Annotated in this window: 24 protein-coding genes; 22 read left to right on the top strand and 2 right to left on the bottom strand. The window is 39.4% G+C overall.

All coding sequences use genetic code 11. The features are described 5' to 3' along the window. The first annotated feature begins 198 nt into the window (after positions 1 to 198). From efeO to lacG, 22 genes are all read left to right on the top strand, one after another. Positions 199 to 1,071, top strand: a complete 873-nt coding sequence (efeO, locus tag K1I53_RS02090; RefSeq protein ID WP_223327957.1) for an iron uptake system protein EfeO — start codon at positions 199 to 201, stop codon at positions 1,069 to 1,071. A gap of 5 nt (positions 1,072 to 1,076) precedes the next feature. Further along, a complete protein-coding gene (gene efeB / locus K1I53_RS02085; protein WP_223327956.1) occupies positions 1,077 to 2,291 on the top strand; it encodes an iron uptake transporter deferrochelatase/peroxidase subunit in 1,215 nt (404 codons plus the stop codon). Beyond that, positions 2,266 to 3,954, top strand: coding sequence for an FTR1 family iron permease (locus K1I53_RS02080; protein WP_223327954.1), 1,689 nt, complete (start codon positions 2,266 to 2,268; stop codon positions 3,952 to 3,954). Before efeB ends, K1I53_RS02080 begins: the two co-directional genes overlap by 26 nt. Further along, entirely contained in the window at positions 3,955 to 4,686 is a 732-nt protein-coding gene (gene tatC, locus K1I53_RS02075; RefSeq protein ID WP_223327952.1) for a twin-arginine translocase subunit TatC, read from the top strand. Then, positions 4,670 to 4,840: a twin-arginine translocase TatA/TatE family subunit gene (locus K1I53_RS02070; RefSeq protein WP_038805334.1), complete on the top strand. Its 171-nt coding sequence runs from the start codon at positions 4,670 to 4,672 to the stop codon at positions 4,838 to 4,840. Before tatC ends, K1I53_RS02070 begins: the two co-directional genes overlap by 17 nt. A 296-nt stretch (positions 4,841 to 5,136) precedes the next feature. Then, entirely contained in the window at positions 5,137 to 5,844 is a 708-nt protein-coding gene (locus K1I53_RS02065; protein ID WP_223327950.1) for an IspD/TarI family cytidylyltransferase, read from the top strand. Between the two features lie 4 nt (positions 5,845 to 5,848). Continuing rightward, entirely contained in the window at positions 5,849 to 6,871 is a 1,023-nt protein-coding gene (locus tag K1I53_RS02060; RefSeq protein WP_223327943.1) for a ribitol-5-phosphate dehydrogenase, read from the top strand. A 16-nt stretch (positions 6,872 to 6,887) separates the two neighbouring features. Further along, entirely contained in the window at positions 6,888 to 7,757 is an 870-nt protein-coding gene (locus K1I53_RS02055) for a phosphotransferase (protein WP_223327935.1), read from the top strand. Beyond that, positions 7,747 to 8,625, top strand: a complete 879-nt coding sequence (locus tag K1I53_RS02050) for a DMT family transporter (RefSeq protein ID WP_223327933.1) — start codon at positions 7,747 to 7,749, stop codon at positions 8,623 to 8,625. Before K1I53_RS02055 ends, K1I53_RS02050 begins: the two co-directional genes overlap by 11 nt. 11 nt (positions 8,626 to 8,636) lie before the next feature. After that, positions 8,637 to 9,326, top strand: coding sequence for a sugar phosphate nucleotidyltransferase (locus K1I53_RS02045; protein WP_223327925.1), 690 nt, complete (start codon positions 8,637 to 8,639; stop codon positions 9,324 to 9,326). Between the two features lie 218 nt (positions 9,327 to 9,544). Next, a complete protein-coding gene (locus K1I53_RS02040) occupies positions 9,545 to 10,021 on the top strand; it encodes a PTS sugar transporter subunit IIA (protein ID WP_185758199.1) in 477 nt (158 codons plus the stop codon). 37 nt (positions 10,022 to 10,058) lie between these two features. Beyond that, positions 10,059 to 10,364 carry a PTS sugar transporter subunit IIB gene (locus K1I53_RS02035; RefSeq protein WP_000590563.1) on the top strand — a complete coding sequence of 102 codons (306 nt, stop codon included), beginning with the start codon at positions 10,059 to 10,061 and terminating at the stop codon, positions 10,362 to 10,364. A gap of 44 nt (positions 10,365 to 10,408) precedes the next feature. Further along, positions 10,409 to 11,884: a PTS galactitol transporter subunit IIC gene (locus tag K1I53_RS02030; RefSeq protein ID WP_000382509.1), complete on the top strand. Its 1,476-nt coding sequence runs from the start codon at positions 10,409 to 10,411 to the stop codon at positions 11,882 to 11,884. Positions 11,885 to 11,991: 107 nt separating this feature from the next. Then, positions 11,992 to 12,888 carry an aldose 1-epimerase family protein gene (locus tag K1I53_RS02025; RefSeq protein WP_223327923.1) on the top strand — a complete coding sequence of 299 codons (897 nt, stop codon included), beginning with the start codon at positions 11,992 to 11,994 and terminating at the stop codon, positions 12,886 to 12,888. Positions 12,889 to 13,179: 291 nt separating this feature from the next. After that, positions 13,180 to 13,605 carry a galactose-6-phosphate isomerase subunit LacA gene (lacA, locus tag K1I53_RS02020; RefSeq protein ID WP_000029277.1) on the top strand — a complete coding sequence of 142 codons (426 nt, stop codon included), beginning with the start codon at positions 13,180 to 13,182 and terminating at the stop codon, positions 13,603 to 13,605. A gap of 30 nt (positions 13,606 to 13,635) precedes the next feature. Next, on the top strand, positions 13,636 to 14,151 hold the full coding sequence (lacB, locus tag K1I53_RS02015; protein WP_001216904.1) for a galactose-6-phosphate isomerase subunit LacB: 516 nt from the start codon (positions 13,636 to 13,638) through the stop codon (positions 14,149 to 14,151). A gap of 10 nt (positions 14,152 to 14,161) precedes the next feature. Continuing rightward, positions 14,162 to 15,091 (top strand): tagatose-6-phosphate kinase, encoded by a 930-nt coding sequence (locus tag K1I53_RS02010; protein WP_223327921.1) that lies wholly within the window; start codon positions 14,162 to 14,164, stop codon positions 15,089 to 15,091. A 1-nt stretch (position 15,092) separates the two neighbouring features. Next, complete coding sequence (gene lacD / locus K1I53_RS02005) at positions 15,093 to 16,073, top strand: tagatose-bisphosphate aldolase (RefSeq protein WP_223327919.1); 981 nt, start codon at positions 15,093 to 15,095, stop codon at positions 16,071 to 16,073. 235 nt (positions 16,074 to 16,308) lie between these two features. Then, a complete protein-coding gene (locus K1I53_RS02000) occupies positions 16,309 to 17,145 on the top strand; it encodes a PRD domain-containing protein (protein WP_223327917.1) in 837 nt (278 codons plus the stop codon). Between the two features lie 35 nt (positions 17,146 to 17,180). Next, positions 17,181 to 17,498 carry a PTS lactose/cellobiose transporter subunit IIA gene (locus K1I53_RS01995; protein WP_001078319.1) on the top strand — a complete coding sequence of 106 codons (318 nt, stop codon included), beginning with the start codon at positions 17,181 to 17,183 and terminating at the stop codon, positions 17,496 to 17,498. Next, positions 17,498 to 19,192 carry a lactose-specific PTS transporter subunit EIIC gene (locus K1I53_RS01990; RefSeq protein WP_223327915.1) on the top strand — a complete coding sequence of 565 codons (1,695 nt, stop codon included), beginning with the start codon at positions 17,498 to 17,500 and terminating at the stop codon, positions 19,190 to 19,192. Before K1I53_RS01995 ends, K1I53_RS01990 begins: the two co-directional genes overlap by 1 nt. An 84-nt stretch (positions 19,193 to 19,276) precedes the next feature. Next, positions 19,277 to 20,683, top strand: coding sequence for a 6-phospho-beta-galactosidase (lacG, locus tag K1I53_RS01985; RefSeq protein ID WP_223327913.1), 1,407 nt, complete (start codon positions 19,277 to 19,279; stop codon positions 20,681 to 20,683). 39 nt (positions 20,684 to 20,722) lie between these two features. Here lacG and K1I53_RS01980 read toward each other — a convergent pair whose 3' ends face one another. Then, positions 20,723 to 21,490, bottom strand: a complete 768-nt coding sequence (locus K1I53_RS01980; RefSeq protein ID WP_125399414.1) for a DeoR/GlpR family DNA-binding transcription regulator — start codon at positions 21,488 to 21,490, stop codon at positions 20,723 to 20,725. 139 nt (positions 21,491 to 21,629) lie between these two features. Next, on the bottom strand, positions 21,630 to 22,592 hold the full coding sequence (gene nrdF, locus K1I53_RS01975; protein WP_042769195.1) for a class 1b ribonucleoside-diphosphate reductase subunit beta: 963 nt from the start codon (positions 22,590 to 22,592) through the stop codon (positions 21,630 to 21,632). Between the last annotated feature and the right edge of the window lie 152 nt (positions 22,593 to 22,744).

Raw genomic sequence — 22,744 nt, 5'->3', positions numbered from 1 at the left:
AGGGGAAAACAATCTTTTTAAACTATCTGAAAAAAGTTCTACGATTCTAATTTTTAAGTCCTTTCTAATTTTACTGGAAAATGCTACTTCAAATTCTCAAATATTAAATTTTCTGACAATTTATTAAAAAATTAAGGAAAGGATGTTATAATGGAACGTAAAATAAATTCAGGTCTTCTGAACCAATAGGAGTATACAATGAAAAAACTAGGTTTTGTCCTTTTATCTTCAGCTTTGCTATTGACAGCATGTGCAGTCCGTTTTGAAAAATCAACCGATACAAATGATTCCTCTAAGGTGACAGCTTTATCAGATGATAAACAAAAATTACTTGATAAGGCAACCGCAGATTATAAGACTTTTGTTCAAGGACAAATTGATAAGCTTTTAACGGATACAGAAGGATTTGTCCAGCTTTTAAAAGACGGAAAATTGGAGGAAGCCAAGAAAGCTTATCCACTTGTTCGTATGGCTTATGAACGTTCAGAACCAATCGCTGAGAGTTTTGGTGAATCTGATGTTAAGATTGACTTTCGTCTAGCAGACTATGTGGATGAAAATAAGACTGAGGAAGGTTGGTCTGGTTTCCACCGTATCGAACGAATCCTCTGGGAAGAAAACACAACTAAAGGAACTGAAAGTTATGGGGAACAATTAGTCAACGATATCAAAGAGTTGAAGGCTAAGGTAGCGACTGTTGAAGTCGATCACAAGATTATGTTGACAGGGGCAGTTGACTTGCTTAATGAAGTAGCGACAAGCAAGATTACGGGTGAAGAGGAAATCTACTCTCATACAGATTTGTACGACTTCCGCGCTAATATCGAGGGAGCTGAAAAGATATTCCAACTCTTTAAACCTTTACTAGAAAAATCAGATGCTGACCTAGTTAAAGAATTAGAAGCTGATTTCAAATCTGTTAATAGCTTGTTGGACAAACATATGACAGACAAGGAACACTATAAACTCTATACAGATTTGACAAAAGAAGATACCAAAGAATTGGCTGAAGCCGTGACAAAACTTGGTGAACCTCTATCACAAATGGGCAAATTTCTTGATGGAGAATAAGCGGTATGACTAAGAAAGACGAAAAGTTTTTTGAGAAAAAAATGGACCGTCGAGAATTTCTAAAAAAAGCGGGTATTGGAGGTGCTGGTCTAGCACTTGGTCTCTCTGGTGCCTCCGCTTTTTTAGCGCCTAAGCTAGACATGCAGGAAAAAATCTCGTACGGTAATGAAAAGATTGACTTTTATGGGAAACACCAAGCGGGTATCACGACCCCTATGCAGAAGAATATCTATTTTGTTGTCCTAGATTTGCATACGACAGATAAAGATAAGATTATCCAGCTTTTTAAGGATTGGACAGGTTATAGTAGCAAGTTGGTAGAAGGAGAATTGGTCAAAAAAGATGGTCAGAATGCTCTCTTGCCTCCTAGTGATACTGGAGAAACCGTGGGACTAAATCCTCATCGTTTAACGCTGACTTTTGGTGTGTCTGCTAGTTTCCTGAAAAAGATGAATTTGGAGCACAAGCGTCCTCAACTTTTTAGGGATTTTCCCCCCTTTCCAAAGGAGCAACTGCGTGAAAAGTATACAGGGGGAGATATTGTTATCCAAGCCTGTGCAGATGACGAGCAAGTTGCTTTTCATGCTATTCGCAACCTTATCCGTAAGGGGAGAAATGCGGTGACTCTTCGTTGGAGTCAGTCTGGTTTTGCAGCTATCGGAGATCGCCTGGAGACACCGCGTAACCTTTTTGGTTTCAAAGATGGAACAGCTAATGTAACCACAGAAAAGGATTTTGATCGTGTTGTCTGGGCTGACAGCAAGGACTGGATGGAAAATGGATCCTATATGGCTGTTCGCCGCATCCAAATGTTTCTCGATACTTGGGATCGAACCAACCTTGAAGAGCAAGAAAATACCTTTGGTCGCTACAAGGAAAGTGGTGCACCCTTTGGTAAGAAGAATGAGTTTGATGAAGTGGATTTGAGTCTTTTACCTGATGATTCACATGTTCGATTAGCTAAAGAGGTAGATAAGCCACTCTTGCGACGATCTTATTCATACTCGGATGGAATTGATGAAAAAACTGGACAATTTGACACAGGCTTGCTCTTTATTTCTTTCCAAAAGGATCCAGATCATTTTGTCAAGGTTCAAACCAACCTCGGAGCTACAGACAAGATGAATGAGTATGTAACTCACATCGGTAGCGGTCTTTTTGCCTGCTTTGGTGGAGTAGAGAAAGGAGGCTATATTGGTCAGAAATTATTGGAAGACTAACATTTGTTTCTTGGCTTTGTCTTTTCTCTTGTTAACTATGTCTCCTGTTCGTGCGAAGGAAAGTCTGAGTTCCTATTTTGTAAAGATTACCGATGCCTCTCAGGCTTTAAAAAATGGAAATCAGGCAGAAGCCAAGGTCCTAGTTAGAGAAATGGCGATGGATTTTGAAACAGTAGAACATGCTGATTCGGATGCTGGAAAGGCTGTCAAGGAGCAACTTGCTCTGTCAGGGGAGATTAGTGAAGAAAATCTGACACAAATCTCTTCTGCCCTTCTAGCTTTTGAAAAAGAACAAAATCCAATAGATCTGAATGCGGAGAAGGAAAAACTTGTCAGTCGCTTAAGACCACGTTTTGAGACTTTGGATAAGGCAATTTCTTCCAAAGACATAGAGCAAGTCCGAGAAGCCTATAAAAAAATGAATTCAACTTGGACACTCAATGAAAGTGTCGTCCGCGATAACAGTACAGCTCATTATGGTCAAGTAGAAACAGCTATTTCTTTCTTACGGAGTAGCATTGAAACAGAGCCGACAGATTATGATGCTATCCAGTCTTCTTTTAATGACTTAAAAACTGCCATCGATAACTTCGTGGCTGGTAAAGAAGTGGCGACAAGTTCCTCTAATCTAAGTCTCAAAGATGGCATTTCCCTTCTCAAAAAAGCCTTGGAAGAATTTAAAGCTGGAAACCTGACGGCAGGGACAGCTGCCATGAAAGAGTTTATTACCATATGGCCAACTGTTGAAGGTTCTGTTAGCACGACCAATCCTTCCCTCTACACCCGAGTCGAAAGCGAAAGTCCTGTAATCATGGTCAAGGGTAGTGAGAAGGAATATCAAGAAAAATTAGAAAAACTGATTTCGGATTTATCTCAAATTGACACTAGCGCAAGCTACAATGCTTTTGATGCCATGCTCATTCTCCTACGAGAAGGAGTAGAAGCCCTCTTAATCGTCATGGCCTTGGTCACAATACTAAAAGCAGCCAAGATGCGCAAAGGACTCAAGTGGGTATATGGTGGAGCACTATCAGGAGTAGCTGCAAGTCTAGTGATTGCATTTATACTACAAATCGCCTTTCCTGCAGTAACATCAGGGGCCAATCGAGAAATCATCGAAGGAGCTGTTGGTATTTTCGCAGTCGTTATGATGATTTTGATTGGTATCTGGCTTCACAGTAAATCCTCGGTCAAAAAATGGAATGATTTTATGGATAATCAAATGAAAACTGTGACCAAGGCAGGTTCATTCATTTCCATGTTTGCTCTTAGTTTTCTAGCTGTTTTCCGTGAAGGGGCAGAGACCATACTATTTTATGTAGGAATTTTACCGAGAATATCTCATTTTGAGTTTATCCTAGGTATTTCTCTGGCTTTGTTAGTCTTGCTGATTATTGCATTTCTGATGAACAAGGCGAGTCAATTCTTCCTACCTCATAAGGTTTTCTTCCTACTGACGTGGATGATTTATGCTCTTGCCTTCAAGATGCTTGGAGTTAGTGTACATGCTCTCCAGCTGACAAATATGGCACCCAATCACCTGCTATCAAGTTTTCCTACTATCGACCTCTTGGGCATCTATCCAAGTTGGGAAGGTTTAGGAAGTCAGCTAGTCTTTTTGATAATTGTTTTGGTTGTCACATTGAGACAGGGTGAAAAGTAGATGGATACAAAAGAATTGACAATCGTTGAACATCTGGTAGAATTTAGAAAGAGATTCATTGCTGTTATAGTCTGTTTTTCTATAGTTTTCTGCGGAGCTTTATTGTTTGCTGATCAGCTTTATTACTATCTGACTCAGTCCTTTAATCAAAAGTTGATTGTATTAGGTCCAAATGACATTCTGTGGATTTATTTGCGCTTAGCGAGTCTGATGTCCTTTACTATTACGCTACCTTTTACAGTTTATCAGATTTGGAGTTTTATCAAACCAGGCTTGAAAATAGAAGAAGCAAGAGCAATCTTTGTCTATATTCCAGCTAGTTTTATTTGCTTTCTACTTGGACTGGCCTTTGGATTCTACTTTGTGACACCAGCCTTACTTCAAGTGCTTTTAGGTCTTGGGGAAGGATTATTTGAAACTCAATTAACGGCGCAGAACTACTTAGCCTTTGTTTTTCAAACAACCCTACCCTTGGGTTTCATCTTTGAATTGCCTGTCATCATCGCTTTTTTAACGTCGATTGGCTTGATTGGACCAGGTTTCTTAGTTACCTATCGCCGTTATGCATACTTTATTTTATTGGTACTAGCTGTTATCTTGACACCTGCTGATTTTATCAGCGATCTAGCTATGACTGTTCCTTTAATCTCGCTCTATGAGCTTAGTATTGCAATTAGCAAGAGTATTGTAAAGAAAAAAATGAAAGGAGAAAAGAATGGGAATCTTACGTGATATCGGTGCTCCAGGATTGATTATCATTGTTTTAGGGGCACTCTTAATCTTTGGACCAAAACGGTTACCAGAACTTGGTGAATCAATCGGTAAAATGCTGTCTGAATTTAAAAAGGCAGTTAAAGGAGTTGGTGACCAAGATCAGGAAAAGTAATCTATTCCATAATCATAAATAAAAACAAGAAAGTTAGGAACTGTAGCTGTTTAGGCCTAGGTGAGCAGTTTCCTAGCTTTTTATTGTATTCTTAAAAATAATTTTAAGTTTTCTTTAAGGTTTGTATTATATTCTAAAAAACTCTATATTAACCGAATGTTGAGTAAAAAAATATAGAGGGAAATCTAATTTTATTTCTCAAATAGATAGTTTTCGGTCTTTTCTTCATGATAGAGGCAGATTGTGATATAATAGATGGTAATGAGTTTTTTAGAATAAACTAAAGGAGAATATATATGATCTATGCAGGAATCCTAGCCGGAGGAACTGGCACACGCATGGGAATCAGCAATTTACCAAAGCAATTCTTAGAATTGGGTGATCGTCCTATTTTGATCCACACAATCGAAAAATTTGTCTTGGAGCCAAGTATTGAAAAAATTGTAGTTGGAGTTCATGGAGATTGGGTTTCACACGCTGAGGACCTGGTTGACAAGTATCTTTCTCTCCACAAGGATAGAATCATCATTACCAAAGGTGGTGCTGATCGTAATAGCAGTATTGAGAAGATTATTGAAGCCATTGATGCCTACCGTCCAATTGCTCCAGAAGATATCGTGATTACGCATGACTCTGTTCGTCCATTTATCACGCTCCGCATGATTCAGGACAATATCAAGCTCGCTCAAGATCATGATGCAGTTGACACAGTAGTAGAAGCGGTTGATACCATTGTCGAAAGTACCAATGGTCAGTTTATCACGGATATTCCAAATCGTGCTCACCTCTATCAAGGACAAACGCCTCAGACTTTCCGTTGCAAGGATTTCATGGATTTGTATGGTTCCCTATCTGACCAAGAAAAGGAAATCCTGACGGATGCATGTAAGATTTTTGTTATCAAAGGAAAAGACGTTGCTCTAGCTAAAGGGGAATATTCAAACCTTAAAATCACAACTGTGACAGATTTGAAAATTGCAAAAAGCATGATTGAGAAAGACTAAGGCTATGATTAATCAAATTTATCAACTGACCAAACCAAAGTTTATCAATGTAAAATACCAAGAAGAGGACATCGATCAGGAGAATCATATCCTTATCCGTCCAAATTATATGGCGGTTTGTCATGCGGATCAACGTTACTATCAAGGGAAACGCGATCCAAAGATATTGGCTAAAAAGCTTCCTATGGCTATGATTCACGAGTCTTGTGGAACTGTTATTTCAGATCCAACTGGGACTTATGAAGTCGGTCAAAAGGTGGTTATGATTCCCAATCAACCGCCTATGCAGAGTGACAAGGAATTCTACGAGAACTACATGACAGGGACCTACTTCCTATCTAGTGGTTATGATGGCTTTATGCGAGAATTTGTCTCTCTTCCAAAAGACCGAGTCGTTTCTTATAATGATATCGAAGACACAGTTGCAGCCATAACTGAGTTTGTAAGTGTTGGCATGCATGCTATGGATCGATTCCTGCATCTTGCTCATAGCAAGAGAGAGCGCATCGCTGTTATCGGAGATGGTAGTTTGGCCTTTGTGGTTGCCAATATTATCAATTACACTCTACCAGAAGCAGAGATTATCGTGATTGGCCGTCATTGGGAAAAACTGGAGCTGTTCTCTTTTGCAAAAGAGTGCTACATCACGGATAATATTCCCGAGGATCTGACCTTTGATCATGGATTTGAATGTTGTGGTGGCGATGGAACAGGGCCAGCTATCAATGATTTGATTCGTTACATTCGCCCTCAGGGAACGATTCTCATGATGGGAGTGAGCGAGTACAAAGTCAATATCAATACACGAGATGCTTTAGAAAAAGGTTTATTATTGGTTGGTTCGTCACGATCAGGACGGATTGATTTTGAAAATGCAATTCAGATGATGGAAGTCAAAAAGTTTGCGAATCGCCTGAAAAATATCCTTTATATCGAGGAACCAGTGAGAGAAATTAAGGACATTCACCGTGTCTTTGCCACCGACCTAAATACTGCTTTTAAAACAGTGTTTAAGTGGGAAGTGTAGGAGATGGAGGCTAATTGTGGAGAAACTCATCAAAGAAAAAATCTCTTCCTTGCTATCTGAAGAAGAGGAAGTCCTCAGTGTTGAACAACTGGGTGGCATGACCAACCAAAACTACTTGGTTAAAACAACATCCAAACCCTATATCGTTAAATTTTTCGGAAAAGGGACTGAAAAGCTCATCAATCGTCAAGATGAAAAATACAATCTTGAATTGTTGAAAGATTTGAATCTTGATGTCAAGAATTATCTCTTTGATATAGAGTCAGGAATTAAGGTAAATGAGTACATTGAATCAGCAGTAACTCTTGATTCAACATCAATCAAGACTAAGTTTGAAAAGATTGCCCCGATTCTACAGACCATTCATGCATCAGGTAAAGAACTAAGAGGGGAATTTGCTCCGTTTGAAGAAATCAAAAAATACGAATCCTTGATTGAGGGGAATATCCCTTACGCCAACTATGAAGCCGTGAGAAAAGAAGTATTTTCACTAGAGAAAAGATTGGCTGACTTAGGTATTGACAAAAAGTCTTGTCATATTGATTTGGTTCCAGAAAACTTTATCGAGTCACCCCAAGGACGCATGTATTTGATCGACTGGGAATACTCTTCTATGAATGACCCGATGTGGGATTTGGCAGCTCTCTTTTTGGAGTCTGAATTTACAAATCAGGAAGAAGAAGATTTTCTAACCTACTATGAGAGTGACAAAACTCCAGTATCACGTGAGAAGATTCGTATCTATAAAATCTTGCAAGATACCATCTGGAGTTTGTGGACAGTGTACAAAGAAGATCAAGGCGCTGACTTTGGAGATTATGGTGTGAGTCGCTACCAAAGAGCTGTTGATGGTTTGACCTATTATGGAGGTTTGGATGAAGGATAAAAATGGTGTTTCTTTTGGTCTGCTCTCGGGTATCTTCTGGGGGCTAGGTCTGACAATTAGTTCTTATATCTTTTCGATTTTTACAAATCTTTCTCCTTTTGTAGTGGCGGCTGCTCATGATTTCTTGAGTATCTTTATCTTGTTAGCTTTTCTCTTGATTAGAGAAGGGAAAGTTCGCTTGTCAATCTTCCTAAATATTCGAAATGTCAGTGTTATTATTGGAGCCTTGCTAGCTGGACCTATAGGAATGCAGGCCAATCTTTATGCGGTTAAGTATATCGGAAGTTCCCTGGCATCTTCAGTATCAGCTATCTACCCAGCAGTTTCTGTTTTACTAGCATTTTTTATTTTGAAACACAAGGTATCTAAGAATACTGTGTTTGGTATTTTGTTGATTATCGCTGGTATTATTGCCCAGACTTATAAAGTTGAGCAGGTTAATTCTTTTTATATCGGAATTCTTTGTGCATTAGTTTGTGCCATCGCTTGGGGAAGTGAGAGTGTTCTTAGTTCCTACGCCATGGAAAGTGAATTAAGTGAAATTGAAGCACTATTAATCCGCCAAGTAACCTCATTCTTGTCATACCTTGTCATTGTCCTTTTTTCTCATCATTCATTTGCAGAAGTAGCAGATGGACAATTGCTGGGTTTGATGTTAGTCTTTGCAGCATGTAATATGATTTCTTACTTAGCTTACTATATTGCTATCAATCGTCTGCAGCCAGCAAAAGCAACTGGTTTGAACGTAAGCTATGTCGTTTGGACAGTATTGTTCTCAGCAATGCTTTTAGGAACACCACTCGATATGGTGACCATTATTACATCGCTTGTTGTCATGGCTGGTGTTTATATTATTATTAAAGAATAAAGGAGAATAGCGTGAAAGCAATTATCTTGGCAGCGGGGTTGGGAACTCGTCTGCGTCCTATGACTGAAAATACCCCCAAAGCCTTGATTAAGGTCAACCAAAAACCTTTGGTAGAATACCAAATCGAGTTTTTGAAAGAGAGAGGAATTGATGAGATTATTATCGTTGTTGGCTACCTCAAAGAACAATTTGACTACCTAAAAGAAAAATATGGTGTTCGTTTAGTCTTCAACGACAAGTATGCTGATTACAACAACTTTTACTCACTTTACCTTGTAAAAGAAGATTTAGCTAACAGCTATGTTATTGATGCGGATAATTATCTTTTCAAAAATATGTTTAGAAATAATCTTGAACGTTCTACCTATTTCAGTGTTTATCGTGAAGACTGTGAGAATGAATGGTTCTTGGTTTATGGTGATGACTATAAAGTTCAAGACATCATCGTTGATAGCAAGGCTGGTCGTATTCTGAGCGGCGTATCATTCTGGGATGCTCCAACTGCAGAAAAGATTGTTGGCTTTATTGACAAAGCCTATGCAAGCGGCGAATTTGTTGATCTCTATTGGGACAATATGGTTAAGGATAATATCAAAGAATTAGATGTGTATGTCGAAGAATTAGAAGGCAACAGCATCTATGAAATTGATAGTGTTAAGGACTATCAAAAGTTAGAAGAAATTTTATCTTCCATTAACTAAATAACATTAGAAATTAGTAACAGAAAGACCCATTTTGGTCTTTTTTTGTTTGAAATGCACGAAAATAGAATTCAAAAAGATTGTTTGATAATGATTATAATTAATTAACAAAACACAATCAACAAAAAAGAAACAAAATAAAACAAAAAGTATTGACAACGATTTCATATAGTGTTATACTTATAACGTAAAAGTTAATTGAAAGAAGGGAAACTGTTATGGGATTAGATCATTTCTTTGACAAAGACCTCGTGTTTTGCTTAGAAGCGGATAATCAAGAACAACTCTTTGATCAGGTAGCAACCTTATTGGAAGAACGAAAGATAGTAACTCCAACTTATCGTGAAGCCTTGATCACGCGTGAAAAGTCATTTCCGACTGGCTTAGATATGGAATTTCTGGGAAAGGACTTGCCAAATGTAGCGATTCCTCATACAGATATTGTTCATAATCTGGCTGAGAAAGTGGTGGTTGTTCGATTAGAAAAACCAGTAACTTTTCACAATATGATTGCTCCTGATAAGGAAGTGGAAGTATCTCTACTCTTCTTTATCATTAACAATTCAAGTTCGAGTCAAACCAACATTCTTGCTCAGTTGATGGACTTCTTTACAGGAAATGGTCACCTAGAAGATTTATCAAATATTTCTGAACCAGAAGCCTTGTATGCCTATATCTCTGAAGCAACAGCTTAAATCGTACATTATAAATAATAAATCGGAGGAAATCCAAATGATCAAAATTCTCGCTGCCTGCGGTGCAGGTGTTAACTCAAGTCACCAGATTAAAAGTGCTCTTGAAGAAGAGCTTTCAAATCGTGGTTACGATGTTCACTGTGATGCAGTTATGGTAAAAGATGTGAATGAAGACCTTATGAAAGGCTACGATATCTTTACACCAATCGCTGCAACTGACCTTGGCTTTGAACCAGGTATTCCAGTTATTGAAGCTGGACCAATCTTGTTCCGTATTCCAGCAATGAGCGCTCCTGTATTTGACAATATTGAGGCAGCTATCAAAGAACACGGACTAAGCTAATTATTATTTTGTAAGATTCCATAAAAATAAAGGGAGGAACTATTATGGATGTCATTATCGAACTAGCCAATAAGATTTTCAAGCCAGTCTTGGAAATGGGTGGTCCTATCATCATGCTGATCATCTTGACAGTATTGGCCTTACTATTTGGAGTGAAATTCTCCAAAGCGCTTGAAGGTGGTATCAAACTTGCCATCGCTCTTACTGGTATCGGTGCTATCATCGGTATGCTCAACGGAGCTTTCTCAGCATCACTTGCGAAATTCGTTGAAAACACTGGTATCCAATTGAATATCACTGACGTTGGTTGGGCACCGCTTGCAACGATCACTTGGGGCTCTGCATGGACACTTTACTTCTTGCTTGTGATGTTGATTGTCAACGTTGTGATGCTTGCTATGAAGAAAACGGACACACTTGATGTCGATATCTTCGATATCTGGCACTTGTCAATCACTGGTCTTTTGATCAAATGGTACGCAGACAACAATGGAGTTAGCCAAGGGGTTTCACTTTTCATCGCAACTGCAGCAGTTGTCCTTGTAGGTGTTTTGAAAATCATCAACTCTGACTTGATGAAACCAACATTCGACGACCTTCTTAATGCACCAAGTTCATCACCAATGACTTCAACTCACATGAACTACATGATGAACCCAGTTATCATGGTTTTGGATAAGATCTTCGATAAAGTATTGCCAGGTCTTGATAAATATGACTTTGACGCTGCAAAATTGAACAAGAAAATCGGTTTCTGGGGCTCTAAATTCTTCATCGGTTTTATCCTTGGTATCGTTATTGGTTTGATGGGAACTCCACACCCAGTTGCAGGTGTAGAAGGAGCTGATAAATGGGAACTTGTTATTAAAGGTTGGTTGAGCCTTGGTTTGACTGCCGGTGTCTGCTTGGAGCTCTTCTCACTTATCGGATCTTGGTTCATCGCAGCCGTAGAACCACTTTCACAAGGTATCACAAACGTTGCTACTAAACGTCTTCAAGGACGTAAATTCAACATCGGTCTTGACTGGCCTTTCATCGCTGGTCGTGCTGAAATCTGGGCTTGTGCCAACGTACTTGCTCCAATCATGCTAGTAGAAGCAGTGCTTCTTTCAAACGTCGGAAATGGTATCTTGCCACTTGCAGGTATCATCGCTATGGGTGTAACTCCAGCTCTCTTGGTTGTTACTCGTGGTAAATTGCTCCGTATGATTATCTTCGGAACACTCTTGTTGCCACTCTTCCTTCTTTCAGGTACTCTTATCGCTCCATTTGCAACTGAACTTGCTAAAGGTGTAGGTGCCTTCCCAGAAGGTGTGAGCCAAACTCAATTGATCACTCACTCAACTCTTGAAGGACCAATCGAAAAATTATTTGGTTGGGCAATCGGTAATGCTACAACAGGTGATATCAAAGCAATCCTTGGTGCAGCAGCCTTCCTTGTATTCTATGTAGGTATCTTTGCTTGGTATAGAAAACAAATGATCAAACGTAACGAAGAATACGCAGCAAATGCTAAATAATTCGCTCCTATAAAATGTAAATTGTAAAAACTAGGTTGTCAATTTCCGATGTTGGGAGTGACAACCTAGTTTTTTATATAAAAATCTAAAAATAGTTGGAGAACATTATGGTAATTGAAATCAAATCAGACCAGTTAACGGTTCAATTTAAAACCTTAGGTGGCGCCTTGTCGTCGATCAAGGATCGAGAAGGCATTGAGTATCTGTGGCAAGGAGATGCCACTTACTGGAGTGGACAAGCGCCAGTACTTTTTCCAATCTGTGGCTCTTTAAGAGAGGATACAGCCTTCTATAGCCACGAAGATGGAACAGAAACAAAAGGAAGCATTCCTCGCCATGGTTTGGTCCGTAAAAAAGAATTTGAATTAGTTGATCAAACAGAAAACAGTGTAACTTTTGCTATCGAAGATGATGAGAATACTTATCAAAACTATCCTTATCATTTTCGTCTTGAAATCACTTATCTAGTGACCGGCAAGACTGTTCGTACTCAATACAAAATCTTTAATAAAGAAACGAATAAAGTAATGCCATTCTTTATAGGAGGACATCCAGGATTTAATTGTCCTCTACTCGATGATGACGTCTATGAAGATTACTATTTAGAGTTTGAAAAAGAAGAGACTTGCTCTGTTCCACGTCCTTTCCCAGAAACGGGAATGTTAGACTTCCAAGATAGAAGTCCATGGTTGGATTCACAAAAGGAAGTGGGCCTCAGTTACGATCTATTTAGTGTTGATGCAGTGACTTTGGATGAGTTGCAATCCAGAACAATTGCCCTTCGTTCGCGCAAGCATGAGAAGGGATTAAAAGTACACTTCCAAGAGTTCTCAAATCTCATCATTTGGTCAACTTTGAATAAGGGACCTTTCATTGCATTTGAACCATGGTCTGGCTTGTCAACATCTCTTGAAGAAGGAGATCATTTAGAAGATAAGAAAAACGTTCGTCTCTTAGAACCTGGTCAAGTGGATCAAATTGGCTTTGATATTGAAGTCTTTTAGATTAAAAAATAAAACACAAAAACAAACATTTACTGTTGACTTTTTCTGAAAATAGGAGTATATTATGTTTGTAAACAACAAATGATGTTTGCAACAAACAAATAACCACTTGTTATATTCTCTATCGCAGAGAAAGTTTCTTTCTAGGAACTTGATTTCCTGGACTTGGATAAGGTGATATTCATCTCATTCAATCAAATTTATCACTAAACTGCTAGAAAGTCTTTTGTAGGTAAACTGCTAACTATAAAAGTCTTTACTAGCCTAGAAAAATAAAAAGGAGTATACAATATGTCTATTGTTATCGGTGCAGATGCTGCAGGTTTGAGATTGAAAGAAGTTGTGAAAGACTTCTTGGAAAAAGAAAACTTCCACGTTGTGGATGTTACAGCTGAAGGTCAAGACTTTGTTGATGTGACTCTTGCTGTTGCTGCAGAAGTAAACAAAGAAGAACAAAATCTTGGTATCGTGATTGATGCTTATGGTGCTGGTCCATTTATGGTCGCAACAAAAATCAAAGGAATGGTTGCTGCAGAAGTATCTGACGAACGTTCAGCTTATATGACTCGTGGACACAACAACTCACGTATGATCACTATGGGTGCACAACTTGTTGGTGACGAATTGGCTAAAAACATTGCTAAAGGTTTTGTTAACGGTAAATACGACGGTGGTCGTCACCAGATTCGTGTTGACATGTTGAACAAAATGTGCTAATTAGATTACAGTAAGAAAGGTAAGATAAAAATGAGAATTGCAATTGGATGTGACCACATCGTAACAGATGAAAAAATGGCGGTTTCAGAATTTTTGAAATCAAAAGGGCATGAAGTCATTGATTTTGGTACTTACGACCATGCTCGCACACACTACCCAATTTTTGGTAAAAAAGTGGGAGAAGCTGTAACTAGCGGTCAAGCTGATCTTGGGGTATGTATCTGTGGTACCGGTGTAGGTATCAATAATGCTGTTAACAAAGTTCCAGGTGTACGCTCTGCCTTGGTTCGTGATATGACAACAGCTCTTTACGCTAAAGAACAGTTGAATGCCAACGTTATCGGATTTGGTGGAAAAATCACTGGCGAATTGCTCATGTGCGATATCATTGAAGCTTTCATCAATGCTGAATACAAACCGTCTGAAGAAAACAAAAAATTAATTGCTAAAATCGAGCACGTTGAAACTCACAATGCTCATCAAGCAGATGCAAACTTCTTTACAGAATTCCTTGAAAAATGGGATCGCGGTGAATACCACGACTAAGAGGTGACGCATGATTTTAACAGTCACAATGAATCCATCCATTGACATTTCTTATCCTTTGGATGAATTGAAAATTGACACTGTCAACCGTGTGGTAGACGTGACCAAGACAGCTGGTGGAAAAGGTCTCAATGTTACACGAGTTCTTTCAGAATTTGGTGATTCTGTTGCTGCTACTGGTTTAGTTGGTGGTAAACTTGGTGAGTTTTTGGTAGAACATATCGACGATAAGGTCAGTAAACATTTCTTCTCCATTCAAGGAGAGACTCGTAACTGTATCGCTATTCTGCACGGAGATAACCAAACAGAAATCCTTGAAAAAGGACCCGAAGTTCTGGAACAAGAAGGGCAAGATTTCTTGGCTCATTTCGAAAATCTTCTTGACACTGTGGAAGTAGTAGCCATCTCTGGTAGTCTGCCAGCTGGCCTTCCTGTTGACTATTATGCAAGCTTAGTAGAGCTTGCTAATCAAGCAGGAAAACCAGTTGTTCTAGACTGCTCAGGTGCCGCTCTTCAGGCGGTTCTTGAATCACCACACAAACCAACAGTAATCAAACCAAATAACGAAGAATTGTCTCAGCTTCTAGGAAGAGAAGTTTCTGAGGATTTGGATGAATTAAAAGAAGTTCTTCAAGAGCCTCTATTTGCAGGGATTGAGTGGATTATCGTTTCACTTGGTGCAAATGGTGCTTTTGCAAAACATGGAGATACTTTCTACAAGGTAGATATTCCGAGAATTCAAGTAGTTAATCCAGTTGGATCTGGTGATTCTACTGTGGCAGGGATTTCATCAGGACTTCTTCATAAGGAATCGGATGCAGAACTCCTCATCAAGGCAAATGTCCTTGGTATGCTCAACGCTCAAGAAAAAATGACAGGTCATGTGAACATGGCCAACTATCAAGCTTTATATGATCAATTAATAGTAAAAGAGGTATAAAATGGCTTTAACAGAAAACAAACGTGCATGCTTAGAAAAACTTTCAGATGAAAATGGAATCATCTCAGCTCTTGCCTTTGACCAACGTGGTGCTTTGAAACGCCTCATGGCTCAATATCAAACAGAAGAGCCAACAGTGGATCAAATGGAAGAACTCAAAGTCTTGGTTGCAGATGAATTGACAAAATACGCATCCTCTATGCTTCTAGACCCAGAGTATGGACTTCCAGCTACAAAAGCGCTTGCTCCAAATGCTGGTCTTCTCCTTGCTTATGAGAAAACTGGATACGACACAACAAGCACCAAACGCTTGCCAGACTGCTTGGATGTTTGGTCTGCAAAACGCATCAAAGAACAAGGCGCTGATGCTGTCAAATTCTTGCTTTACTACGATGTAGACAGCTCTGACGAACTCAACCAAGAAAAACAAGCCTACATCGAACGCATCGGTTCTGAGTGTGTGGCGGAAGACATCCCATTCTTCCTTGAAATCCTCGCTTACGATGAAAAAATCGCTGACGCAGGTTCTGCAGAATACGCAAAAGTAAAACCACACAAGGTTATCGGTGCCATGAAGGTCTTCTCAGACCCACGCTTCAACATTGATGTCTTGAAAGTGGAAGTTCCAGTTAACGTCAAATACGTTGAAGGCTTTGGCGAAGGTGAAATCGTTCATACACGCGAAGAAGCAGCAGCCTTCTTCAAAGCTCAAGACGAAGCAACAAATCTTCCATACATCTACTTGAGTGCGGGAGTGTCAGCTAAACTCTTCCAAGAGACTCTTGTCTTTGCCCACGAATCAGGTGCAAACTTCAACGGAGTTCTTTGCGGCCGTGCAACCTGGGCTGGTTCAGTTGAAGCCTACATCAAAGATGGTGAGGCAGCAGCTCGTGAGTGGTTGCGTACAACTGGATTTGAGAACATTGACGAACTCAACAAGGTTCTTCAAACAACAGCGACTTCATGGAAAGAACGCGTGTAAAATCTTCCTCCTAGTTTAGGAACATGAATCTAAAAAAATTTTTAAAAAAAGTTACATGTAAAGGTTTACAAAATAACTTACTTGTGCTATACTTAAATCACAAGTTAATACAAGGTGAGTGTTACTAAGTAATATTAGGCATGATCACAGGTGGATTAGAAATCAAAGGATTTTCTAGTTCATTTGTGGTCATTTTTTGTACTCATATACCTTTAAGATATAAAAGGAGGTTGACATGTATCGAATTCTAAATCCAATGAATCACAATGTTTCACTTGTCAGAAATGATAAAGGAGAAGAGGTGATTGTAATTGGTAAAGGGATTACATTTGGAAAGAAGAAGGGGGATTTGATTGCTGAAAATCAGGTTGAGAAAATCTTTCGGATGAAGACAGAAGAGTCCAGAGAAAACTTTATGGCTCTTCTCAAAGATGTTCCGCTTGATTTTATCACAGTGACCTACGAGATCATTGATAATCTTTCTAAGAAATATCACTATCCGATTCAAGAATATCTCTATGTGACCTTGACAGATCATATTTACTGTTCTTATCAAGCTCTAACACAAGGAAGGTACAAGGATAGCAATCTGCCAGATATTTCTGCCAAGTATCCTGTCGCTTTTCAAATAGCAAAGGAAGCCTTTGACATCTATCGTCAGAAGTTGACAGATCATTTCCCTGAGGATGAAATTATTCGGATCGCTTATCATTTCATCAATGCCGAAGGGGAGAACGAAGTTCAAGTGGTTGAGTCGATAGATAAGAGGAAAGAAATCCTCAGGAATGTTGAAGAAGTGCTGAAAAGTTACGCTATTCAACGAACCAAAGAGAATAACCATTTCTATGATCGCTTTATGATTCATCTCAACTATTTTTTGGATTATTTAGACCGTTCCAGAGATGATAATCAATCGCTTCTAGATATGGAAGACCATATCAAACAATCCTATCCAAAGGCATTTGAGGTCGGCTCCAAGATTTATGATGTGATTACGCAACATACGGGTCTTGATTTGTATAAAAGTGAACGAGTTTATCTAGTTCTACATATACAACGTTTACTGTCATAAAAATTTAATTAAAAATACATAAGGAGAATTCTATCATGAATAGAGAAGAAGTAACATTGTTAGGTTTTGAAATCGTAGCCTATGCTGGCGATGCTCGTTCAAAACTATTGGAAGCCTTGAAGGCTGCTGAAGCTGGCGATTTTGCGAAAGCAGATAGCTTAGTCGAGGAAGCTGGTGGTTGCATCGCTGAGGCACACCACGCGCAAACAAGCCTTTTGACTAAGGAGGCAGCTGGTGAAGATTTGGCCTATAGTGTAACCATGATGCACGGTCAGGATCACTTGATGACAACTATCTTGCTCAAAGATTTGATGCACCATTTAATCGAACTCTACAAGAGAGGAGTTAAGTAATGAACAAACTAATTGCTTTTATCGAGAAAGGAAAGCCTTTCTTTGAGAAACTATCTCGTAATATCTATCTTCGTGCCATTCGTGATGGTTTCATTGCTGGTATGCCTGTCATTCTCTTCTCAAGTATCTTTATCTTGATTGCTTTTGTACCAAACTCATGGGGCTTTAAATGGTCTGATGATGTTGTTAATCTCCTCATGAAACCTTATAGCTATTCAATGGGGATTCTAGCTCTCTTGGTAGCTGGTACAACAGCTAAATCTTTGACCGACTCAGTAAACCGTAGCATGGAAAAAACCAACCAAATCAACTATATGTCAACGCTGTTGGCAGCGATTGTCGGTTTGTTGATGTTAGCGGCTGATCCGATTGAGGGTGGCTTTGCGACAGGTTTCCTTGGGACAAAAGGTTTACTTTCAGCTTTTCTTGCTGCCTTTGTTACTGTAGCCATCTATAAGGTTTGTGTTAAGAATAACGTTACCATTCGTATGCCTGACGAAGTTCCACCCAATATCTCACAAGTCTTTAAAGATGTGATTCCATTCACTCTTTCAGTTGTTTCTCTATATGTTCTTGATTTACTTGCACGTCAATTTGTTGGAGTAAGCGTAGCTGAATCAATCGGTAAATTCTTTGCACCATTATTCTCTGCTGCTGATGGTTATCTAGGTATTACCATTATCTTTGGAGCTTTTGCCTTCTTCTGGTTTGTGGGTATCCACGGTCCTTCCATCGTCGAGCCTGCAATCGCAGCGATTACCTATGCAAATGCTGAAGTCAACTTAAACCTTCTCCAACAAGGGATGCATGCAGACAAGATCCTTACTTCAGGTACACAAATGTTTATCGTTACCATGGGTGGTACGGGTGCAACACTGGTTGTTCCATTCATGTTCATGTGGTTGACCAAATCGAAACGAAACCGTGCGATCGGACGTGCGTCAGTAGTACCAACCTTCTTCGGAGTTAACGAACCAATTCTGTTTGGTGCACCACTTGTCTTGAACCCAATTTTCTTTATTCCATTTATCTTTGCGCCAATTGCCAACGTATGGATCTTTAAATTCTTTATTGAGACGCTTGGCATGAACTCATTTACAGCCAACCTTCCTTGGACAACACCAGGTCCGCTCGGTATTGTTCTCGGTACAAACTTCCAATTCTTGTCATTTGTACTTGCTGCTTTGTTAATCCTTGTTGACGTAGCCATTTACTACCCATTCCTCAAGGTTTATGATGAACAAATTCTAGAAGAAGAGCGTTCTGGTAAAGTCAATGATGAATTGAAAGAAAAAGTAGCAGCAAACTTCAACACTGCCAAAGCAGATGCTATTCTTGAAAAAGCTGGTGTAGAAGCAGCGCAAAACACAATCACAGAAGAAACAAATGTTCTCGTTCTCTGTGCAGGAGGAGGTACAAGTGGTCTCCTTGCAAATGCTCTAAACAAGGCAGCTGCGGAGTACAATGTTCCTGTTAAAGCAGCAGCTGGTGGCTATGGAGCTCACCGTGAAATGTTGCCAGAGTTTGATCTGGTTATCCTTGCTCCTCAAGTTGCTTCAAACTTTGAAGACATGAAGGCCGAAACCGACAAACTTGGTATCAAACTTGCTAAGACAGAAGGTGGCCAATACATTAAACTGACTCGTGATGGAAAAGGCGCTCTTGCCTTTGTTCAAGCGCAGTTCGAAGAATAAAATGTAAATAGCGAAGAAGTGAGATGGAGGAACTCCTCCCAACTATGTCCCCATCTCATTTCTATTTCTTGAAAGGTGAATCAAATGACAAAAACACTTCCAAAAGACTTTATTCTTGGTGGCGCAACAGCTGCCTATCAAGCAGAAGGCGCTACACATACTGATGGAAAAGGCCCAGTTGCCTGGGATAAATATCTTAAGGATAACTACTGGTACACTGCTGAGCCAGCCAGTGATTTCTACCACAAATATCCAGTTGATCTCAAACTTGCAGAAGAGTATGGTGTTAATGGTATCCGTATTTCAATCGCTTGGTCACGTATCTTTCCAACTGGTTATGGGAAGGTTAATGACAAGGGGGTTGAGTTCTATCACAATCTATTTGCAGAGTGCCACAAACACCATGTTGAGCCCTTCGTGACCCTCCATCACTTTGATACACCCGAGGCGCTTCATTCAAACGGAGATTTCCTGAATAGAGAAAACATTGATCACTTTGTGGATTATGCAGCCTTCTGTTTTGAAGAATTTCCTGAAGTTAACTTTTGGACAACCTTTAATGAAATTGGGCCGATAGGAGATGGTCAGTATTTGGTTGGGAAATTTCCTCCAGGTATCCAGTATGACTTAGCCAAAGTTTTTCAATCTCACCACAATATGATGGTTTCACATGCGCGTGCAGTAAAACTTTTCAAGGATAAGGGTTACAAGGGAGAGATTGGTGTGGTTCACGCCCTGCCTACCAAGTATCCTCTGGATCCTGAAAATCCTGCAGATATCCGTGCAGCCGAGTTAGAAGATATTATCCATAACAAGTTTATCCTAGACGCGACTTATCTAGGTCGATACTCTGAAAAAACCATGGAAGGTGTCAACCATATCTTAGCAGTCAATGGTGGAAGTTTAGATCTGCGTGAAGAAGACTTCGCTGTGCTAGAAGCTGCAAAAGACCTGAATGATTTCCTCGGAATTAACTACTATATGAGTGATTGGATGCAGGCTTTTGATGGTGAGACAGAAATCATTCACAATGGTAAGGGTGAAAAAGGAAGCTCTAAATATCAGATTAAGGGAGTCGGACGTCGAGTGGCGCCTGACTATGTCCCACGTACGGACTGGGATTGGATTATCTATCCTCAAGGTTTGTATGATCAAATCATGCGCGTGAAGAAAGATTACCCAAACTACAAGAAAATCTACATCACAGAGAATGGTCTCGGATACAAAGATGAGTTTGTGGATGGGACAGTCTACGATGATGGACGGATTGATTACGTTAAGAAACACATGGAAGTGATAGCAGATGCAATCTCTGATGGTGCCAATGTCAAAGGCTACTTTATCTGGTCGCTGATGGATGTCTTTTCTTGGTCGAATGGCTATGAAAAGCGTTACGGCCTCTTCTATGTTGATTTTGAAACCCAGGAGCGCTATCCAAAGAAATCGGCTCATTGGTACAAGAAACTAGCTGAGACACAACTTATTGATTAAAATTCAACAAAAATTCCCCGCCAAAAGGCAGGGGAATTTTTATGGTTTCGATAAAAGAATGGTTGTTTGTTTCGACAGATCTTCAAATGTCTCCTGACTCAGTTTGGAATCTGAAACGATTGTATCAATCTCTGAGATATTGTAGAAAGTGTAAAAATCAAACTTATTAAACTTGCTGTGGTCTGCCAGTAAGTATTTTTTATTGGCATTGTTCAAGGCGATTCGTTGTACCTCGCCCTCTTCTTCACTGAAAGTAGCAATTGCCTTATCTTTAATACCATTACAACTCACAAAAGCTTTAGAAAACTGAAGGTTGGTCAAATCCTGCAAGGTGAGTGTCCCCACAAAAGCACCAGTGATAGAGCGATAATTTCCACCAATCAAAATCAAATCTGTTAGTTTTCGTTCGTTTAGGATGAGAAAAACAGGAAGACTGTTTGTTACAACACGAATATTATCAATTGGGAGTTCACGAGCAAAACATTCTAAGGTTGTTCCTGGCCCGATAAAAATGGTTTCACCTTCGTCAATCAAATGACCTGCAAAACGGCTAATTTCTTGTTTTTCAGCAATCTGCAAGCCTTGTTTTTCGACGTTTGAGCGTTCGTTGTTTAAGAGAGAACCTGTACGAAGTTTTTCAGCACCACCATGCACACGGACCAGTAAATCTTTATCTGCCAATTCTTGTAAGTAGCGACGAGCTGTCATATCTGATACATCCAGACGCGTCATGATTTCTTTTACAGTAATAGTTCCCTTTGTATTTACCGTTTCTAGAATATTATCTAGTTTCTCTTGCTTTAGCATCCTTATCACCTCGATTTCTACTATCATTATCTTACCATAAAACGCTCAATATATCAAATAGAAAAAAACAAAATAAAACAAAAACAAAAATATCATGGTTGTTTTAAACAAACCATGATATTTTGAATGATTGGCCAAATTAGTCTAAACCGTAGTTGTAATCATCATCTTGCATGGCTTCAACTTCACCAAGGAGGTAACCATTTCCGACTTGAGAGAAGAAGTCGTGGTTAGAAGTTCCTGTTGAAATTCCGTTCATAACGATTGGATTGACATCATCAGCTGAATCTGGGAAGAGTGGATCTTGTCCTAGGTTCATAAGAGCCTTATTGGCATTGTAACGAAGGAAGGTTTTAACTTCTTCTGTCCAACCAACACCGTCATAGAGGCTTTCTGTATAGCCCTCTTCGTTCTCGTAGAGAGTGTAGAGCAGGTCGTACATCCATTCTTTGAGCTTTTCTTGCTCTTCTTCAGGCAATTCGTTAAAACCAAGTTGGAATTTGTAACCAATATAAGTTCCGTGAACAGACTCATCACGAATGATCAGTTTGATGATTTCTGCAACGTTGGCCAGTTTGTTGTTACCGAGATAGTAGAGGGGCGTAAAGAAACCAGAGTAGAAGAGGAAGGTTTCCAAGAAAACACTGGCAACTTTCTTTTCAAGTGGGCTACCATTGAGATAGATTTCATTGATAATTTCCGCTTTTCTTTGTAAGTAGGGGTTAGTGTTGGTCCATTCAAAGATTTCTTCGATTTCAGCCTTGGTATTCAAGGTAGAAAAGATAGAAGAGTAAGATTTTGCGTGGACAGACTCCATAAACTGGATGTTGTTGAAAACAGCTTCCTCATGCGGTGTACGGATGTCTGCGCGAAGTGCTTGAACCCCTGTTTCAGATTGCATGGTGTCTAAAAGGGTCAAACCACCAAAGACTTTTCCAACCAAGTCTTTTTCTTTGTTTGATAGTTTTCTCCAGTCGTCTAGGTCATTTGACAAGGGGATACGCGTATCAAGCCAAAATTGCTCCGTTAGCTTTTCCCAAGTTGATTTGTCGATGACATCTTCGATGGCATTCCAGTTAATGGCTTTGTAGTAAGTTTCCATTTGAAATCTCTTTCTGTGTTTAGTATTGCGAACTCACAATTATTTCTATTTTATCATAGTCTGAGAAGAGTATCGCACAAAAAGTCGGAAGACCGACTTTTTAGTTTTTCATAGTATTAAGATACTTATCAAGTTTTGTCTGGTGGGTAACT

Source organism: Streptococcus oralis, from assembly GCF_019929365.1.
Lineage (GTDB): Bacteria > Bacillota > Bacilli > Lactobacillales > Streptococcaceae > Streptococcus > Streptococcus oralis_BT.
Note: the sequence above shows the minus strand (reverse complement) of the source record. Positions and strands in the feature narration are given on the sequence as shown.

Excerpts from the sequence above, each read along its gene's own strand:
- K1I53_RS02040 (WP_185758199.1), top strand. The coding sequence starts at position 9,545 with ATGGGATTAGATCATTTCTTTGACAAAGACCTCGTGTTTTGCTTAGAA.
- K1I53_RS02035 (WP_000590563.1), top strand. The coding sequence starts at position 10,059 with ATGATCAAAATTCTCGCTGCCTGCGGTGCAGGTGTTAACTCAAGTCAC.
- lacA (WP_000029277.1), top strand. The coding sequence starts at position 13,180 with ATGTCTATTGTTATCGGTGCAGATGCTGCAGGTTTGAGATTGAAAGAA.
- lacD (WP_223327919.1), top strand. The coding sequence starts at position 15,093 with ATGGCTTTAACAGAAAACAAACGTGCATGCTTAGAAAAACTTTCAGAT.
- lacB (WP_001216904.1), top strand. The coding sequence starts at position 13,636 with ATGAGAATTGCAATTGGATGTGACCACATCGTAACAGATGAAAAAATG.
- K1I53_RS02000 (WP_223327917.1), top strand. The coding sequence starts at position 16,309 with ATGTATCGAATTCTAAATCCAATGAATCACAATGTTTCACTTGTCAGA.
- nrdF (WP_042769195.1), bottom strand. The coding sequence starts at position 22,592 with ATGGAAACTTACTACAAAGCCATTAACTGGAATGCCATCGAAGATGTC.
- K1I53_RS02065 (WP_223327950.1), top strand. The coding sequence starts at position 5,137 with ATGATCTATGCAGGAATCCTAGCCGGAGGAACTGGCACACGCATGGGA.
- K1I53_RS02070 (WP_038805334.1), top strand. The coding sequence starts at position 4,670 with ATGGGAATCTTACGTGATATCGGTGCTCCAGGATTGATTATCATTGTT.
- K1I53_RS02030 (WP_000382509.1), top strand. The coding sequence starts at position 10,409 with ATGGATGTCATTATCGAACTAGCCAATAAGATTTTCAAGCCAGTCTTG.
- K1I53_RS01990 (WP_223327915.1), top strand. The coding sequence starts at position 17,498 with ATGAACAAACTAATTGCTTTTATCGAGAAAGGAAAGCCTTTCTTTGAG.
- K1I53_RS02025 (WP_223327923.1), top strand. The coding sequence starts at position 11,992 with ATGGTAATTGAAATCAAATCAGACCAGTTAACGGTTCAATTTAAAACC.
- K1I53_RS02010 (WP_223327921.1), top strand. The coding sequence starts at position 14,162 with ATGATTTTAACAGTCACAATGAATCCATCCATTGACATTTCTTATCCT.
- efeO (WP_223327957.1), top strand. The coding sequence starts at position 199 with ATGAAAAAACTAGGTTTTGTCCTTTTATCTTCAGCTTTGCTATTGACA.
- K1I53_RS02050 (WP_223327933.1), top strand. The coding sequence starts at position 7,747 with ATGAAGGATAAAAATGGTGTTTCTTTTGGTCTGCTCTCGGGTATCTTC.
- K1I53_RS01995 (WP_001078319.1), top strand. The coding sequence starts at position 17,181 with ATGAATAGAGAAGAAGTAACATTGTTAGGTTTTGAAATCGTAGCCTAT.
- lacG (WP_223327913.1), top strand. The coding sequence starts at position 19,277 with ATGACAAAAACACTTCCAAAAGACTTTATTCTTGGTGGCGCAACAGCT.
- K1I53_RS02060 (WP_223327943.1), top strand. The coding sequence starts at position 5,849 with ATGATTAATCAAATTTATCAACTGACCAAACCAAAGTTTATCAATGTA.
- tatC (WP_223327952.1), top strand. The coding sequence starts at position 3,955 with ATGGATACAAAAGAATTGACAATCGTTGAACATCTGGTAGAATTTAGA.
- K1I53_RS01980 (WP_125399414.1), bottom strand. The coding sequence starts at position 21,490 with ATGCTAAAGCAAGAGAAACTAGATAATATTCTAGAAACGGTAAATACA.
- efeB (WP_223327956.1), top strand. The coding sequence starts at position 1,077 with ATGACTAAGAAAGACGAAAAGTTTTTTGAGAAAAAAATGGACCGTCGA.